The sequence below is a fragment of the Pedobacter sp. AJM genome, from assembly GCF_002197755.1.
Lineage (GTDB): Bacteria > Bacteroidota > Bacteroidia > Sphingobacteriales > Sphingobacteriaceae > Pedobacter.
Window position 1 is genome coordinate 106,902 of record NZ_NHOT01000003.1, and the last position, 14,427, is coordinate 121,328.

Genomic DNA, 14,427 nt, shown 5'->3' on the forward strand with positions numbered 1-14,427 from the left:
CAAATACATGCTACGTCATATTCTTATTATGTTGTGCATTGCTACGACTGTAACTAAAGCACAAAGCGTCAAAATCATTCAATCTACCTATCTTTTCGAAAATGCACCATTTGCTGCCTGCCATGCCTCTACCCTTGTAGATTTGGGTAACGGAAACATAATGGCCGCATGGTTTGGCGGAAAACATGAAGGCAGTAAAGATGTTGTGATCTGGTCAGCACTTAAAACCCGCAATAAATGGACTGCGCCTATTGAAATCGCAAACGGAATACTGCAGGATACCATGAGGTTTGCCTGTTGGAATCCGGTACTTTTCAAATCAAATAATGGAATGTTAACTTTGCACTACAAGGTTGGGCCAAACCCAAGGGAATGGTGGGCCATGTACAAAACTTCTAAAGACAATGGAAAAACATGGTCTGCTGCCATGAGGTTACCTGACGGATTTCTGGGGCCGATTAAAAACAAACCCATACAACTGAATAATGGCACGATTCTTTACCCCTCCAGCACGGAGAGTTTAGATGAGAAATCATGGAAGGTTCACCTTGAAAAAACAGATGCAAAAAATAACAACTGGAGAAGGATTGAAATAGATTGTGATACTTTTGGTGTTATCCAACCATTCATACTTACTTATGCGGATGGCCGCATGCAACTCCTTTGCCGAAGCCGGCAAAATGTAATTGCAGACAGCTGGTCAGCCGATCAGGGTGAAACATGGTCTAAAATTAAAGCCACTCAACTCCCCAATCCCAATTCCGGCAGCGATGCTGTCACTTTAAAAGATGGTCGGCAGTTACTCATTTATAACCCTTTAAGGGCCAGAAAAAACTGGTGGGAAGGCCGATCGGTATTAAAACTCGCCATATCAAAAGATGGTAAAACCTGGAAGGACATTTATACATTGGAAAACCATGACACTGGGGAATATAGCTATCCGGCAATTATTCAGGATCAGCAAGGGAATGTACATTTAAGCTACACAGCGTTACGTACAAAAATTAAATATGTCATGCTAAAGATAGCAGACTAATCATTTAAATCCAGTAAGACTGAGGCAGTAAGAATTGCTTTTTTTGACGTTCAAAAATGGCCGCTTCAGCATCTTTTCTGTATCTTCGGTAAATTCAGTTTTAAACTATGGCAAAGAAAAAATCGGCAAATATAAAATTCGTTCTGAATCAATTGGTTAGTGATGTGTTCGAAAAAAACAACAATCAACTGCTAAATTATAAACAGGTTTCAGCCAAATTAAATCTTAATGATCAGGAATCGAGAGAAACGATTTTGGAAATTCTGAAAGAAGGAAAAGGCACCGGTGTTTTTCTGGAACCTGAAAAGGGAAAATTTAAACTTAAAGAGCTACAAAATTTCATCATCGGTACGGTGGACATGACTGCTGATGGTTCGGCCTACATTATTCCGGAAGATGAGTTTGAAAAAGATATTTTTGTGGCACCAAAGAAGCTCAAAAATGCTTTGCATGGCGATACTGTAAAGGCTTATGTTTTCGCCAAAAAAAGCGGACGTAAAAATGAAGGCGAGGTGGTTGAAATCATCAAAAGGGCAAAATCTGATTTCACCGGCGTAATCAAAATCTCCGATCGCTTTGCCTTCGTCATTGCTGATGATAAGAAAATGATGCACGATATTTTTGTGCCGCTGGCAGATACCCTTGAAGCTAAAAATGGCCAGCGGGTTTTAGTAACCCTTTCCGACTGGCCGGAAAGTGCAAAAAATCCAATCGGTATGGTAAAACATGTATTGGGCAATCAGGGCGAAAACAATACCGAAATGAACGCCATCCTGGCACAATATGGTTTTCCGCTGGAGTTTCCACCGCAGGTAGAAAAAGAAGCCAATGCCATTCCGGAAGAAATTCCGGCAGCTGAAATAGCTAAACGTAAAGACTTTAGAAATATACTCACCTTCACCATTGATCCGGCAGATGCCAAAGATTTTGATGACGCCATTTCTTATCAGAAACTGCCCAATGGCAACCACGAGATTGGCGTACACATTGCTGATGTTTCACATTATGTAATCCAGGGAACTGATTTAGATAAAGAGGCTTATAGTCGTGCTACTTCTGTTTATCTGGTAGATCGTGTGATTCCGATGTTACCTGAACGGTTGAGCAATGGCGTGTGTTCCCTTCGTCCGCATGAAGATAAATTGTGTTTTGCTGCGGTATTTGAATTAGATGAGCAGGCCAATATCCAGAACGAATGGTATGGCCGCACCGTAATTCATTCCGACAGAAGATTCAGCTATGAAGAAGCGCAGGAAGTGATAGAAAACAAAGCTGGCGATCATGCAGAAGAAATCCTTAAACTTAATGAGCTGGCATATATCTTACGCGACCGAAAATTTAAAAACGGTGCCATCAGTTTTGAAAGTACAGAAGTTAAATTTAAATTGGACGAATCTGGAAAACCTATTGGTGTTTATGTGAAGGAACGTAAGGATGCACATAAACTCATTGAAGATTACATGCTTTTAGCCAACCGGAAAGTGGCCGAATATGTAGCCAAGAAACAAAAGGGAGAAAAAAAACTCACTTATGTTTACCGCGTACACGATTCCCCTAATATGGAAACCCTGAATACCTTCGCCACTTTTGCTTCCCGTTTCGGATATAAAATCAATACAAAATCAGACAAGGAAATTGCAAAATCACTTAACCACCTCATGGCGGATGTAGAAGGCAAAAAAGAACAGAATATCCTGACTTCACTGGCTATCCGTTCAATGGCCAAAGCCATTTACTCCACAAAAAAAACCAGTCACTACGGATTGGCTTTCGAATACTATACCCATTTTACCTCACCTATCCGTCGATACCCTGATGTGATGGCACACAGACTTTTACAAACCTATCTGGATGGTGGTAAATCAGCAGATGCAGAATTTTATGAAGTAGCCTGCGTACATTCATCTGCCATGGAAAAAAGAGCCGCTGATGCGGAAAGAGCTTCTATCAAGTATAAACAAGCTGAATACCTTGAGGAAAATATTGGTACAGAATACAAAGGCATTATTTCTGGAGTGACCGAATGGGGCATGTATGTTGAAATTGAAGAGAACAAATGTGAAGGGATGATCCGTCTGCGTGATATTTCTGATGATTTCTATGTGCTTGACGAGAAAAATTATTGCATTGTAGGCCAGCGTAAAAAGAAAAAATATCAGCTTGGTGATGAAGTGATGATCCGTGTAAAAAAAGTCGACCTGGCTAAACGTCAGATTGACTTTACGCTTATTGCAGACTAACTGTCTGATGAATAGAAAATACTTTATATCTTCTATCATCGCGCATTATTGTATGAAATGATTGACGTAAAAACAACATAAAATATGATTAATAATGTTGATTTTTGAAATAGAATCCAACCATAAACAACGAGAAGAAGAGGTTATAGATTTGAAAGAAACCTCAATAATAAACAGTGCATGCATACAACAGAGCAATTACAACAAATTTTAGATACAGCAATACAAAATTTAAGGTTTCCGGATCAGCCCAGACAGCTTTACGATCCCATCACCTATATCATTAATCTTGGCGGGAAACGTATACGCCCATTATTGGTCTTAATGGCTACCGAACTATTTGGTAAGGATGCACATGATGCTATCCATGCCGCCATGGCTATTGAAGTTTTTCATAATTTTACACTTGTTCATGATGACATTATGGATAATGCACCCCTACGCAGGGGAAAAGCAACCGTACATGAAAAATGGAGCACCAATACAGCCATTCTCAGCGGTGACGTGATGATGGTTGAGGCGAATAAAAACCTGGCGAAGGTTAATCCTATCTTCTTGAAAGACGTTCTGGATACTTTCAATGCGACAGCTCAGGGCGTTTGCGAAGGGCAGCAACTGGATATGGAATTTGAAAATCGTGATGATGTCAGTATTGAGGATTACATCAATATGATCCGATTGAAAACGGCTGTTTTATTGGGTGGTGCATTAAAATTAGGTGCCATTATCGCTGGTGCATCAGAAAAAGATGCTGATCTCATTTATCAGTTTGGTGAAAATATCGGGATTGCATTTCAGCTGCAGGATGATATTTTAGATGTTTACGCTGATCCAGAAAAATTTGGCAAACAGGTAGGTGGCGATATCATTGCCAATAAAAAGACATTTTTATTGTTGAAAGCCTTATCTAAAACTGATTCTTTCGTACTTCAAAACTGGATCAACAGAAAAGACTTCGAGAATCAGGAGAAAATTCAGGCCGTAACCGAGATCTATAATGAGTTGGGTATACCGGATGAAGCTGAAAAGGAAATGAAAAAATATGCCGCAATTGCGTTTAAAAACCTGAATGAGATTAGCGCATCTCCTATATATAAACAAGATTTACATCAATTGGCAGAACAAATTTTAAAACGAAATAATTAACTTCAGCATTCATCTAAATTAACCCTCATGTACGTCAACTTACCAAACCCGGAAATATCCTTCCAGGTGAAACGATTTTTAAAAATAATAGCTTTTTTATCTTCGGCCTTTCTCCTTGCAACGGGATGTCAGGATACAAAAAGCAGGATGACTGATTTCGTAACGGCTTACAATAAAGAGGCAGCATACGTCAGCAGTCAGTTTGTAAGGAGCACATCCGCTAAGGCAGATTACCGGCAACGGATTATCCAGATCAGGGTGGTCACCACTTATAACCTGAATGATACTGAAAATGAATTCATTAAACAGGTAATGCCAGGCATGATGATGGACTTATTAAAGTCGCAACCCTTAGCTAAAAAACTGATAGAAGCCGGCATCAAATTCGAAATCACCTATTTTACACAATCGTTGTCTGAAATTTCTGTTGTTACGATCGATAAAAAGAAACTGGAGGAACTGGACAAAGTTAAATCAAACTCACTTAATGAACCTGGTTTTAACAATCCTGGAAAAAATGAACCAGCAAGTCAGCTGGATATGATGCTCGTCACATTAAACAAAAGTCTGCCTTTTACAGATAAATCTTCAGGGATGATAATTTTCAAAGTCGACCAGAACAGCACGGGTGATCTGGTTTACCATGTACATACCCCAAAAGCACTTGAAGCACCGGTTAAAACAAAGGCCGGAATAGAATTAATGAGAAGTGAAATGCTGAGATACGGTAACCTTCAAAAAATCATGCATGAGTTCAGCAGGTTTAATATATCAGCCATTAAATATGTATACTACGATCTGAAGGGAAAAAAACTGAATGAAGTGCGTTTAACAGCTGCCGATATTCAACAGTAGAAATGGAAGACGAAGAATATAAGGAAAGACCAGTTTGGCGAACGATTTTAGCCTTCGCTTTCGGCCTGTTTGCCATTGTCCGTTTTGGCATTTTATGCCATAAAATGAATTCGAGGCCTGCTAATGATGGTGTAAAAATTAATTTTAATGAATCTGATTTTCAGGCTATGCCTCCTCAGTCATCAACCATTTCTAAAAAAGCTTTTAATAAACGGCTTTATCAAGACTATCAATTACTCAACCAGCTTAGTCCATCGCAGCTAAAGGCATCCTATATAACTAAACTCATAAAGGATTCATTGGTGGGCCTGAATGTAAATACCTGGTTAAAAATAGCAAGGGTTCCCTTTTCCAAAACACGCATGATGATTCATTAAAATTTGCTTTTAAAACACCTAAAAATTTAAATGTGTTTGTACATGATTTTGAAAGTAAGTTCGCTGTAAACACTACATTTAAAAAATTAAAATCAGGGAATAAAATAAAAAAATACAGAGATTTTCTTAAACTTAGCAAAAATACAAAACTGGTTTCCTACAGCATTATCCAGGCTGGCGTTCAATTCAAGGGAGTGGCTTATGCCTTTAATGAAGGTGATTATTACATGTTTATTGAGTTTGAAAGCAGTATCCTGCCACAGATGGAACTGGAGCATCAGGCACTAAGCTATATTTCCAAACACATTAAAGGACAAAAGTAAAAGGGAAATAATCATCATGATTAATCAGCAGGAAAACAATTCTGTACTTCATTTCTCCCATTTTTATCCTACTTTAATTTTTGCCCCCTCAGGCTTTTGCGAGTTTATATTTGATCCAGAAATCTGAAGATTTCATACCGGCCGTATTTTCTCCAGCTCCTTCAGGAAGACGTTGCCGTCCAGCACCCCGGTTACCGCCCATTCCGCCGCCACTCATACCAACGTGATTCCCACCCATCCTGCTTCTACCTCCTTTTCCACCAGGCATGCCCTCACTCATTGATCGGTTGCCGTCTTTTCTGAAAGCTGACGGACCAGGTTGATTAATTTTAATATTATACACAAGTGTTTTTTTAAAATCAAGATTTACCTGCAATTGAGCGAGAGGAATACTTAATTCATAAATCAGATCTTTGTTGGGATGAATATGCATACCCGTTGTAATCCCGTAAGGATTGATGGCTGGCAAATTCCCATCTGTAATATTTTTAAATCCGGAAACCTTAATGCTTTTAGTCATGGCATTTGGATCATGCATTTCAGAGCTTTCACCTGGTCGGGGCCGGTCTTTTAATTCAGCTGTTGCTGGTATCGGCGATTGTTCCATTAGAGGAAATAACAGTTTTACTCCGTCCTTCTTTTTACCCTGGGTATTGATATTCAGCGTAATTCCGCCACGCAGAACACTAAACGTAGTTTGGGGATCTAACGATTCAATAATGATATACAGATGCTGATCATCATTGGCCAATGCAAAAGCCAGTTTGGTGGCATCGTTGTACTGGTTAAGGGGCTCATTCCATTCGTTTGAGATGCCATCAGCTTTAAAGGATTTATCCATCCGGATATTTTTTTCCACTTCCTGGGCACTCAAAGAATAACTGCAGGAGATGATAGCGAAAAGGGACAAGGCAATCAACTTAAAATTCATCTTGATATATTTACAGGCGAATTTATACGGTTGATTGGTTAAAATATGTTATTTAACAGAATTTAACGATGTTAAAAAATCAGCTTAACGCAAAAAGTCCCGGTTTTCACCAGGACTTTTTGCGTTATTTTTTTATTGATTATTCTGCAACTGCAGCTTCTTCAGCAGCTTCGTCTTGTTTAGCTGCTTTTTTAGCAGGTGCTTTTTTTACTGGTGCCTCAGCAACAACTTCTTTCGCTTCTGCTTCTTTTTTAACAGCTGGTTTTTTAGCTAATGCTTCTTCAATTTCAGCATCAGAGATCGGAAGTACAGATACATAAGATTTGTTATCCTGTTTCTTTCTAAAAACTACTGTACCATCAATCAAAGCAAATAATGTATGGTCTTTTCCTAAGCCAACATTTTTATCTGGATGGTGTTTTGTACCACGTTGACGTACTAAAATGTTTCCAGCGATAGCTAACTGACCTCCGAAAATTTTAATACCTAAACGCTTACTATGCGATTCACGTCCGTTTTTCGAACTACCGGCTCCTTTTTTGTGTGCCATGATTTTATATTTTGTAACTCGCTAAAAGCGAATTATTGGGTTAACAATTAATTATAACGTGATGTCAGAGATCTGAATCTTAGTGAAAAACTGGCGGTGACCATTTTTCTTTTTGTAACCTTTTCTACGTTTCTTGTGGAAAATGATTACTTTATCACCTTTTAAATGAGATACGATCTTAGCTGAAACTATAGCACCTTTAACTGCAGGAGCACCTACAGTGATTGCACCACCATTATCAACCAACAATACATTATCAAATTCAATACTAGCGCCTTCATCTCCTTGCAATCTGTGTACAAAAAGGTGCTGGTCTTTCGCAACTTTAAATTGCTGCCCTGCTATATTTACTATTGCGTACATTGTTTAAATATTAGTTTTTTAATTTTTTATTTAACGAGGTGCAAATATAGAACAAATTCAATTAACACACAAACACATATCAAAAATATTTTTATAAAATCCGCAGGAACCAAATTTTAAAGTATTAGGTTTCTCCAGATTAATTCAGTTCAAGATATAATCTCCTTAAACATCTTGAAATAATTCAGGCACTACAGAGACAACTTCTGCCCTATTGTGTGCCAGACCTTCATTACATGCCTAAATTTTCATTCAGCTATATTTCTTTTTAAAAGCATTCAAGAAAAGCAGAACGACAAACCAATTGGTTAAAAAATGTTAAAACATTTCTTTATTACGAATAATTCGTAGATTTACGAAAATTAAATAGTTAACCTGATTAATAAAACTTTTATGAAAAAAATTTTAATGACTTCAATCGCCTTATTGGCTGCTATTTCTTCGTATGCGCAAAACCCTGATAAAGCGCTGGCCAGAGTAAGATATACCTTTACACATGTTTGGGATACTACTCAGCGGGATAAGCCCCATATAGAAAATATGTTGCTCATTACCGGAAAAAATGCATCCGTTTACACCAGCTATGACAAACTGAACCAGGCAATCAATACACAAAAGCAGATTCAGGAGCAGATGAAAAACCAGACCGGTAATAATAACGTCAGATTCAACATTAAGAGTGAAACGAAAGTGCCGCTTACCCAGGTCGATTATTTCTTCTTTGCCAATGAACATAAAATGATAACCAAAGAAAAATTATTCAACAATTACCTGGTGGAGGAACCTGCATCACAAATCGATTGGAAAATTTTAAAAGATACCTTGAGCTTTTCAGGTATTTCCTGCCAAAAAGCAACGGCTAACTTTAAAGGCAGAAACTGGGTGGCATGGTTCGCAACCGAATTGCCTTTTCAAAGTGGTCCATGGAAGTTAAATGGTTTACCCGGATTGATTATAGAAGCGTACGACACAAAGAAAGAAGTAAAGTTTGAATTTGCAGGATTGGAAAAGGTAAAGGATGAACAAAAAAATGCTGAAGAAGATGCCAAAATAACGATGGGAAATGGTGCTGTTGGCACAGTCAAAATCATGGGGATCGAAACAAGCACTGCTTATTTGGGTCCGGAAATAAAACTGCCTGCCGATGCCATTAAAACCACCCGCAAAGAACTTGATAAATTAAGAGCTGCCCGAGATAAAGATCCACAAGGCTTTCTGCAAGCACAAATGGCTGCAAATGGCATGCAAGGCTCTTTTAAAATGAATAACAATACTCCTCGCCCAGGCGGAACTTCAACAACAGTAAAGGCAACAGAAAATAATCCCATTGAAATTCTCCAGAAAAAATGAGCAGGTTCCTTTTATTCGCATTAGTTTTCTTTACCGGCTTATGTGCCTCATTTGCTCAAAAATCAATTAAGGGAACGGTAAAAGATGATCTTGGTAAAGGTGTGGAATCTGTGAATGTAAGCCTGAAAGATCCTGAAGGCAATATCATCGGCTATACGCGGACCAACAAAAATGGTGATTTTACCATTGCCATAAATAACGATCAGCTTATTGGTTATCAAATCGAGGCATCAAGTATAGGCTATAAAAAACAAACTGTTTCGATTGCAGATGTAAGCAAAAGTCAGGATTTGATGCTTCAGCCAAGTGAAACCAGTCTGGAAACCGTAACGGTCAAAAATAGGCCATCATTAACGGCAAAAGGCGACACCCTTAACTACAGCACTGCTGATTTTGCCGACAAGCAAGACCGCAGTATTGGCGATGTACTTAAAAAAATGCCTGGAATTGAAGTTGCCGAAGATGGAAAAATCAGTTACAATGGAAAATCGATTTCGAATTTATATGTTGATGGCGATAACTTGTTGGATGATAAATACAACATCGGAACGAAAAGCATTCCGCAAGGTGCAGTAGATAAAGTGCAGGTTATTCAGAATGATCAGCCGATAAAGATGATGCGGAAGAATAACATGAGCGACGATGTTGCCTTGAATTTAGTTATTAAAGACGATGCTAAACTTAAAGTTATGGGTGATGCAACTGTTGGTGCCGGCATGCCCGATCGCTTCGATGAAAATCTTTCAGCCATGCTCTTCAACAAAAAACTGAAATTTATTAATAATGTGAAGGCAAATAATATTGGCAACGATCCTGGTATTGATTTAACCTCGCATAACTTATCAGATTACCTCCAAAAGATAGGTAACAATAAACCTAATGGATTACTATCCATAGGTGCAGCAGGCGTTCCATCTTTACCACAAAGCCGGTATTTATTTAACCAAGCAGGTTTAATTAACCTGAATAATCTGTACAAGTTCAACAAAGATTTACAACTCAGGGCCAATATTTCTTACTTATACGATCAACGCAAACAGCAGTATAATAAATTTTCGCAAACCTATTTATCAGATCAAACCATCAGTTACACTGAATATCAGAATAATAAAATCAACCCCCAAAAGTTGAGAACCCAGTTTAACCTGAATGGTAATGCCGAAGCATATTACCTGAATAATAATTTTATTTTAGATTATATTCCATTTAAAACTGAATCGGCTTTTTCTATCAACAATATTGCTGCAAACCAAATGCTGAGGCAGCAAACGCTGGATATTTCTAATGAATTCAATTACCGTAAGAAACTTAAATCTGAAAACATAATCAACTTATATTCTTATTTAAACAGAACAACGCAGCCTGAAACACTAAATATTAATCCGGGTTTAAATGCTGATATCTTAAATAATGGAAATCCGTATTCGGGTTTAACACAGCATATCAGACTACCATCCTGGTATACAAATAATTATGCATCATTTGCTTTTGTTAACGGAAGTTTTGTGCAAACTTACAAAACGGGCTTCAACATTCAGCTTCAGGAACTTAATTCTGCGCTTTACCGCACACAAAATAACCAAACCCAAGAAATTGTATCTGATAGTACGGTAAATAACCTCAACTGGCTTAAAACCAGGATTTATGCAGATGCCACCTATGAGTACTCCAACGAAAAATGGAAAGCGGGCTTAAGTCTTCCTTTAAGTTATAATTATATTGCTTATCATGATCCGTCAAATCATTTAAATAAAAACCTGAATAAAGTATTTCTGAATCCATCAGTCAATGTAAAATACCAAACCGGAACCGAAAACTATGTTGTGGCGAATTACACTTTTAAGAATGATTTGGGTGGAATTGATGATGTTTATCGTGGAACAGTCTTAAAAAACTATCGATCTCTTTTTTCAAATAATGCGCCAATTTCAGAATCAGAAACACATAATGTCGGTGCTGGCTTTAACTTTAGAAAAGCCATGCAGATGTTTTTCTTTAACATTTTTGCGAACTATAATGACATGGAACTGAATACCATATCATCTTATCGTTTAAGCAATAACATTCAAGAGCGAATGGTGCTTCCACTACAAAATCATTTTAAAACCCTGTCTTTTAATGTAAATGCCAGTAAATATCTTTTTGCATGGAAGAGTACTGTTAATGCAGGCCTGAACATTTCTCAAAGTAAATATAATCAGTTACAAAATGGCGACTTGCTTCCTTTTAATACCTTAAGCATTTCTTATAACACAGGAATTGAGGCAAAGCTGAACAATTTCATCAATTGGTCTTATACGGCAACTTATTCCGTCACGAATAATAAAGCTAAAATTGCAGATGCCATTCAAACTAATTTTCAGCAATTGAGGCAGCAATCGGCTTTGGCGATAACCACGGTTAAAAATGTATATCTTAATATATTGGCAGAACATTTATTTACACATCAATCTACCCAGCCTAACTTAAAATATCTTTTTGCAGATCTGAATGTAAAGTATAGGATTTTAAAGATGAAAACCGATTTGGAATTCGGCATAACCAACCTGACCAACATTAAAAGGTTTGATGCGGTTTATCTTTCTTCCAATTCACTTACCACCGGAACTTATGAAATTCCAGGAAGAGTGGCCATGTTGAAGGCAACCTTTAACTTTTAACCATAAGGTCTCATCAGAATTACTCTTGAGACCTTATGTATTTTACAATTACTGTTTAGTGGTAAACTGAAATGACGTTATATCGTTTTTACTCACTTTAATATCCGAAATTTTACCAGGATCAATCTTATCTATTTCTTCCTTAGATAATTGATTACCATTAAGCACAAAGTTATACCGGGCATTTGCAACAAGACGTTTTCCAGCCAGTTCCTTCACAATTCCATTTTTTACATCCGGCTTCTGATCAGTTGTTCTTACGATAACAATCTGTTTTATGGTACCTTTTTTCGGTTCTTCAGATGAAGATAAATCTGTATTCTGAAAAGATGTTACCACCACATTATTCAGATTTGAATCGAACTTTAAGCTATCTTTTAAAATGAAATGACGCATGGTCTCTTTTTCACCAACATTACCATTCATTTTAAAACTTAATATTTTAACTTTCCCAGCAAGCTTATTTAATCCGTCTGCAATGGATTGGCGGGTAGTATCTTCAGTTTCTAAATTGGTTTTAAAGACAAATGTAAAGTGTTTTATAGCATCTGTAGATAACTTTATGCCTGTTTTAGCTTTCCTGTTTACAGTGATTTTTTTCATTAATGGTTTGTCAATTACAGGCTGCGACTTGCTTTGTGGCAAAACATTTTTAACGATATCTTTAATTGGCATCAAACCTGATTGAACATCTTTTTTATTGATCGTAAAAGCGAGTGTTACCATCAGCAAAACTGGCAACACAAACACATATCTGGTTAAGTTTATTTTTGATGAGCGTTTGGCATTCATCATCTTTATTCTTTTTTTAAGATCTGATAAGTTGAAGTTGTTTACGATCGAAACCGAGGCTTGCAAAGCACCAACATCAAGCAGACTATACTGATAGGCTTTTTTATCGATTCCCTTGTTCAGTATTTTCGCATCTGTCATAAACTCAATATTTTCCCTTACCGCTTTTTTCATCAACCAAACACCAGGATTAAACCAGTAAAAAACCACGCATATTTCAGCCAGAATAATGTCAAGCGTATGCCATTCTTCAATATGTATCTTTTCGTGCTCGAGAATATTGCTTAAGTCCTGTGGTTTGTGCAGACCTGGATTGATATAAATCGTTTGCCAGAAACTAAAGGGACTTACCTGATCATCCAAAAGCCGAACTTTGATATTTTTCAACTGACCGGGTTTCGATTTCTGGTGCATGCTGTTTAGCGAAACAAACTGTAAGATTAACCTGAATGCCATTAAAATTACACCCAAATAAAACAGAATGGTTAAAACTTGCCAGCACATAGAGATATCATCTTGCTGAACGATCTGCCTTACACCCTGATTGAGTTGTGGCACAAAAGCTGGCAATGACTGGTTATTGGCAAAAAGTTCAGTGAGGTTTATAAAAGGATATGCGGAGGAAAATATAATCCCGAAAATTAAAAATAACCGGTTGATGACATAAAACGTTAATCGGCGTAAAACAAGGTAATACGCCATTGCAAAAAGTATAAGAACGATGTTGATCTTAAATAAAATGAGAAAGAAATGAGGCATGGCATTTACTTATCAGGGTTTTCAATCAGGTTGATAATCTCTTTTAATTCTGCTGCACTGATCTTTTTATCCTTCGCAAAAAAGGCTACCAATTCTTTATATGAGCTTTGAAAATAGTTATTCACAAAACCACTCATAAAGCGTTTTTTGTATTCTATCTCCTTCACCTTGGCACTGTATCGGTTTGCATTGGCAAAACGCTCGCTCACTAAATAACCTTTGCGCTCCAGGTTTTTGATAGTGGATGCCAAAGTTGTGTATGGTGGTTTTGGCTCTGGCATGGCATCCATAAAATCCTTTATAAACCCACTGCCGATCTGCCAAACGGCAAGCATCGCTTCTTCTTCCTGTAATGTTAACTTTTCCATTTATTACGAATATATCGTAAATATACGAAATCATCCTAAAAAAAAGAGACTTAACAAAGGTCAAATAATTAGCCTTTTATTAAGTCTCTTAACATTATTATTTTATCTATCTACTTACCTGATCTTCTTTCTGCCTGTACCAATGTTTCCTGAATAATCTTTCTCATCTGAACAGCTGCATCCAGCAATTTCGGATTGCCATCAAAATCGCCATAAATGGTTACATGTTTTGATTTCTCTTTATAATTAAAGGTAATATCATATCGTGGAACCAATTTAGATTTATCGCTTTTCTTACCAATTGTATCCGGAAAATTCCATAAGCCTATTTCATTTGCTTTTCTGTGCATGTATAATATATCATCGCTTTTTAAAAAAAACTTTTTAGTGATCACAGAATCCTTGGTATTTACATAATGGTATACGCCTGTTTTTGAATCATAACTATTTTCCAACGTATCTTTCAAACCATAGCTAAACTGCATCGACACAAAATCATCCTTCCTGAAAGGTGCATTCTGAATAATGGGTTTATAATAGATGTAACAATAGATGATCATCGGCACGATGATGGTAATGGCTAAGAATATTTTTTTTCCTCTGGTTGACACAATTTGAATTATTGAATGAATGAATTGTTGAATGAATGAATTATTGAATTATAAATGGACAGATGG

The 14,427-nt window shown here is 37.2% G+C and carries 14 protein-coding genes; 8 read left to right on the top strand and 6 right to left on the bottom strand.

What is annotated here, in order from left to right; genetic code table 11:
- The first annotated feature begins 7 nt into the window (after positions 1-7).
- The 6 genes from CBW18_RS06305 (at position 8) to CBW18_RS06330 (ending at position 5,977) form a co-directional block, all read left to right on the top strand.
- Positions 8-1,036: an exo-alpha-sialidase gene (locus CBW18_RS06305; protein ID WP_253248978.1), complete on the top strand. Its 1,029-nt coding sequence runs from the start codon at positions 8-10 to the stop codon at positions 1,034-1,036.
- Positions 1,037-1,143: 107 nt separating this feature from the next.
- Positions 1,144-3,276, top strand: a complete 2,133-nt coding sequence (rnr, locus tag CBW18_RS06310; protein ID WP_088300468.1) for a ribonuclease R — start codon at positions 1,144-1,146, stop codon at positions 3,274-3,276.
- A gap of 180 nt (positions 3,277-3,456) precedes the next feature.
- Entirely contained in the window at positions 3,457-4,422 is a 966-nt protein-coding gene (locus CBW18_RS06315; RefSeq protein WP_088300469.1) for a polyprenyl synthetase family protein, read from the top strand.
- Between the two features lie 27 nt (positions 4,423-4,449).
- On the top strand, positions 4,450-5,277 hold the full coding sequence (locus tag CBW18_RS06320) for a hypothetical protein (RefSeq protein ID WP_140418638.1): 828 nt from the start codon (positions 4,450-4,452) through the stop codon (positions 5,275-5,277).
- 2 nt (positions 5,278-5,279) lie between these two features.
- Positions 5,280-5,654 carry a hypothetical protein gene (locus tag CBW18_RS06325; protein WP_088300471.1) on the top strand — a complete coding sequence of 125 codons (375 nt, stop codon included), beginning with the start codon at positions 5,280-5,282 and terminating at the stop codon, positions 5,652-5,654.
- A gap of 32 nt (positions 5,655-5,686) precedes the next feature.
- Positions 5,687-5,977 carry a hypothetical protein gene (locus tag CBW18_RS06330; protein WP_088300472.1) on the top strand — a complete coding sequence of 97 codons (291 nt, stop codon included), beginning with the start codon at positions 5,687-5,689 and terminating at the stop codon, positions 5,975-5,977.
- Positions 5,978-6,065: 88 nt separating this feature from the next.
- Here the strand turns inward: CBW18_RS06330 and CBW18_RS06335 are convergent, their stop codons facing one another.
- The 3 genes from CBW18_RS06335 to rplU form a co-directional block, all read right to left on the bottom strand.
- Positions 6,066-6,908, bottom strand: a complete 843-nt coding sequence (locus CBW18_RS06335; protein ID WP_088300473.1) for a hypothetical protein — start codon at positions 6,906-6,908, stop codon at positions 6,066-6,068.
- 139 nt (positions 6,909-7,047) lie between these two features.
- The gene (gene rpmA / locus CBW18_RS06340; protein ID WP_088300474.1) at positions 7,048-7,458 is read right to left on the bottom strand and encodes a 50S ribosomal protein L27; all 411 of its coding nucleotides are present in this window, start codon (positions 7,456-7,458) and stop codon (positions 7,048-7,050) included.
- Positions 7,459-7,509: 51 nt separating this feature from the next.
- Positions 7,510-7,821, bottom strand: coding sequence for a 50S ribosomal protein L21 (rplU, locus tag CBW18_RS06345; protein WP_088300475.1), 312 nt, complete (start codon positions 7,819-7,821; stop codon positions 7,510-7,512).
- A 393-nt stretch (positions 7,822-8,214) separates the two neighbouring features.
- Between rplU and CBW18_RS06350 the strand changes: the two genes are divergently transcribed.
- On the top strand, positions 8,215-9,171 hold the full coding sequence (locus CBW18_RS06350; protein ID WP_088300476.1) for a GLPGLI family protein: 957 nt from the start codon (positions 8,215-8,217) through the stop codon (positions 9,169-9,171).
- Complete coding sequence (locus CBW18_RS06355; protein WP_088300477.1) at positions 9,168-11,831, top strand: TonB-dependent receptor; 2,664 nt, start codon at positions 9,168-9,170, stop codon at positions 11,829-11,831. The genes CBW18_RS06350 and CBW18_RS06355 overlap by 4 nt, the downstream gene beginning before the upstream one ends.
- Before the next feature lie 48 nt (positions 11,832-11,879).
- Here CBW18_RS06355 and CBW18_RS06360 read toward each other — a convergent pair whose 3' ends face one another.
- The 3 genes from CBW18_RS06360 to CBW18_RS06370 all read right to left on the bottom strand — a co-directional run bounded on the left by CBW18_RS06360 (position 11,880) and on the right by CBW18_RS06370 (position 14,361).
- Complete coding sequence (locus CBW18_RS06360; protein ID WP_172406460.1) at positions 11,880-13,325, bottom strand: M56 family metallopeptidase; 1,446 nt, start codon at positions 13,323-13,325, stop codon at positions 11,880-11,882.
- A gap of 62 nt (positions 13,326-13,387) precedes the next feature.
- Positions 13,388-13,750 (bottom strand): BlaI/MecI/CopY family transcriptional regulator, encoded by a 363-nt coding sequence (locus CBW18_RS06365; protein WP_088300479.1) that lies wholly within the window; start codon positions 13,748-13,750, stop codon positions 13,388-13,390.
- Positions 13,751-13,860: 110 nt separating this feature from the next.
- A complete protein-coding gene (locus CBW18_RS06370) occupies positions 13,861-14,361 on the bottom strand; it encodes a hypothetical protein (RefSeq protein WP_088300480.1) in 501 nt (166 codons plus the stop codon).
- Between the last annotated feature and the right edge of the window lie 66 nt (positions 14,362-14,427).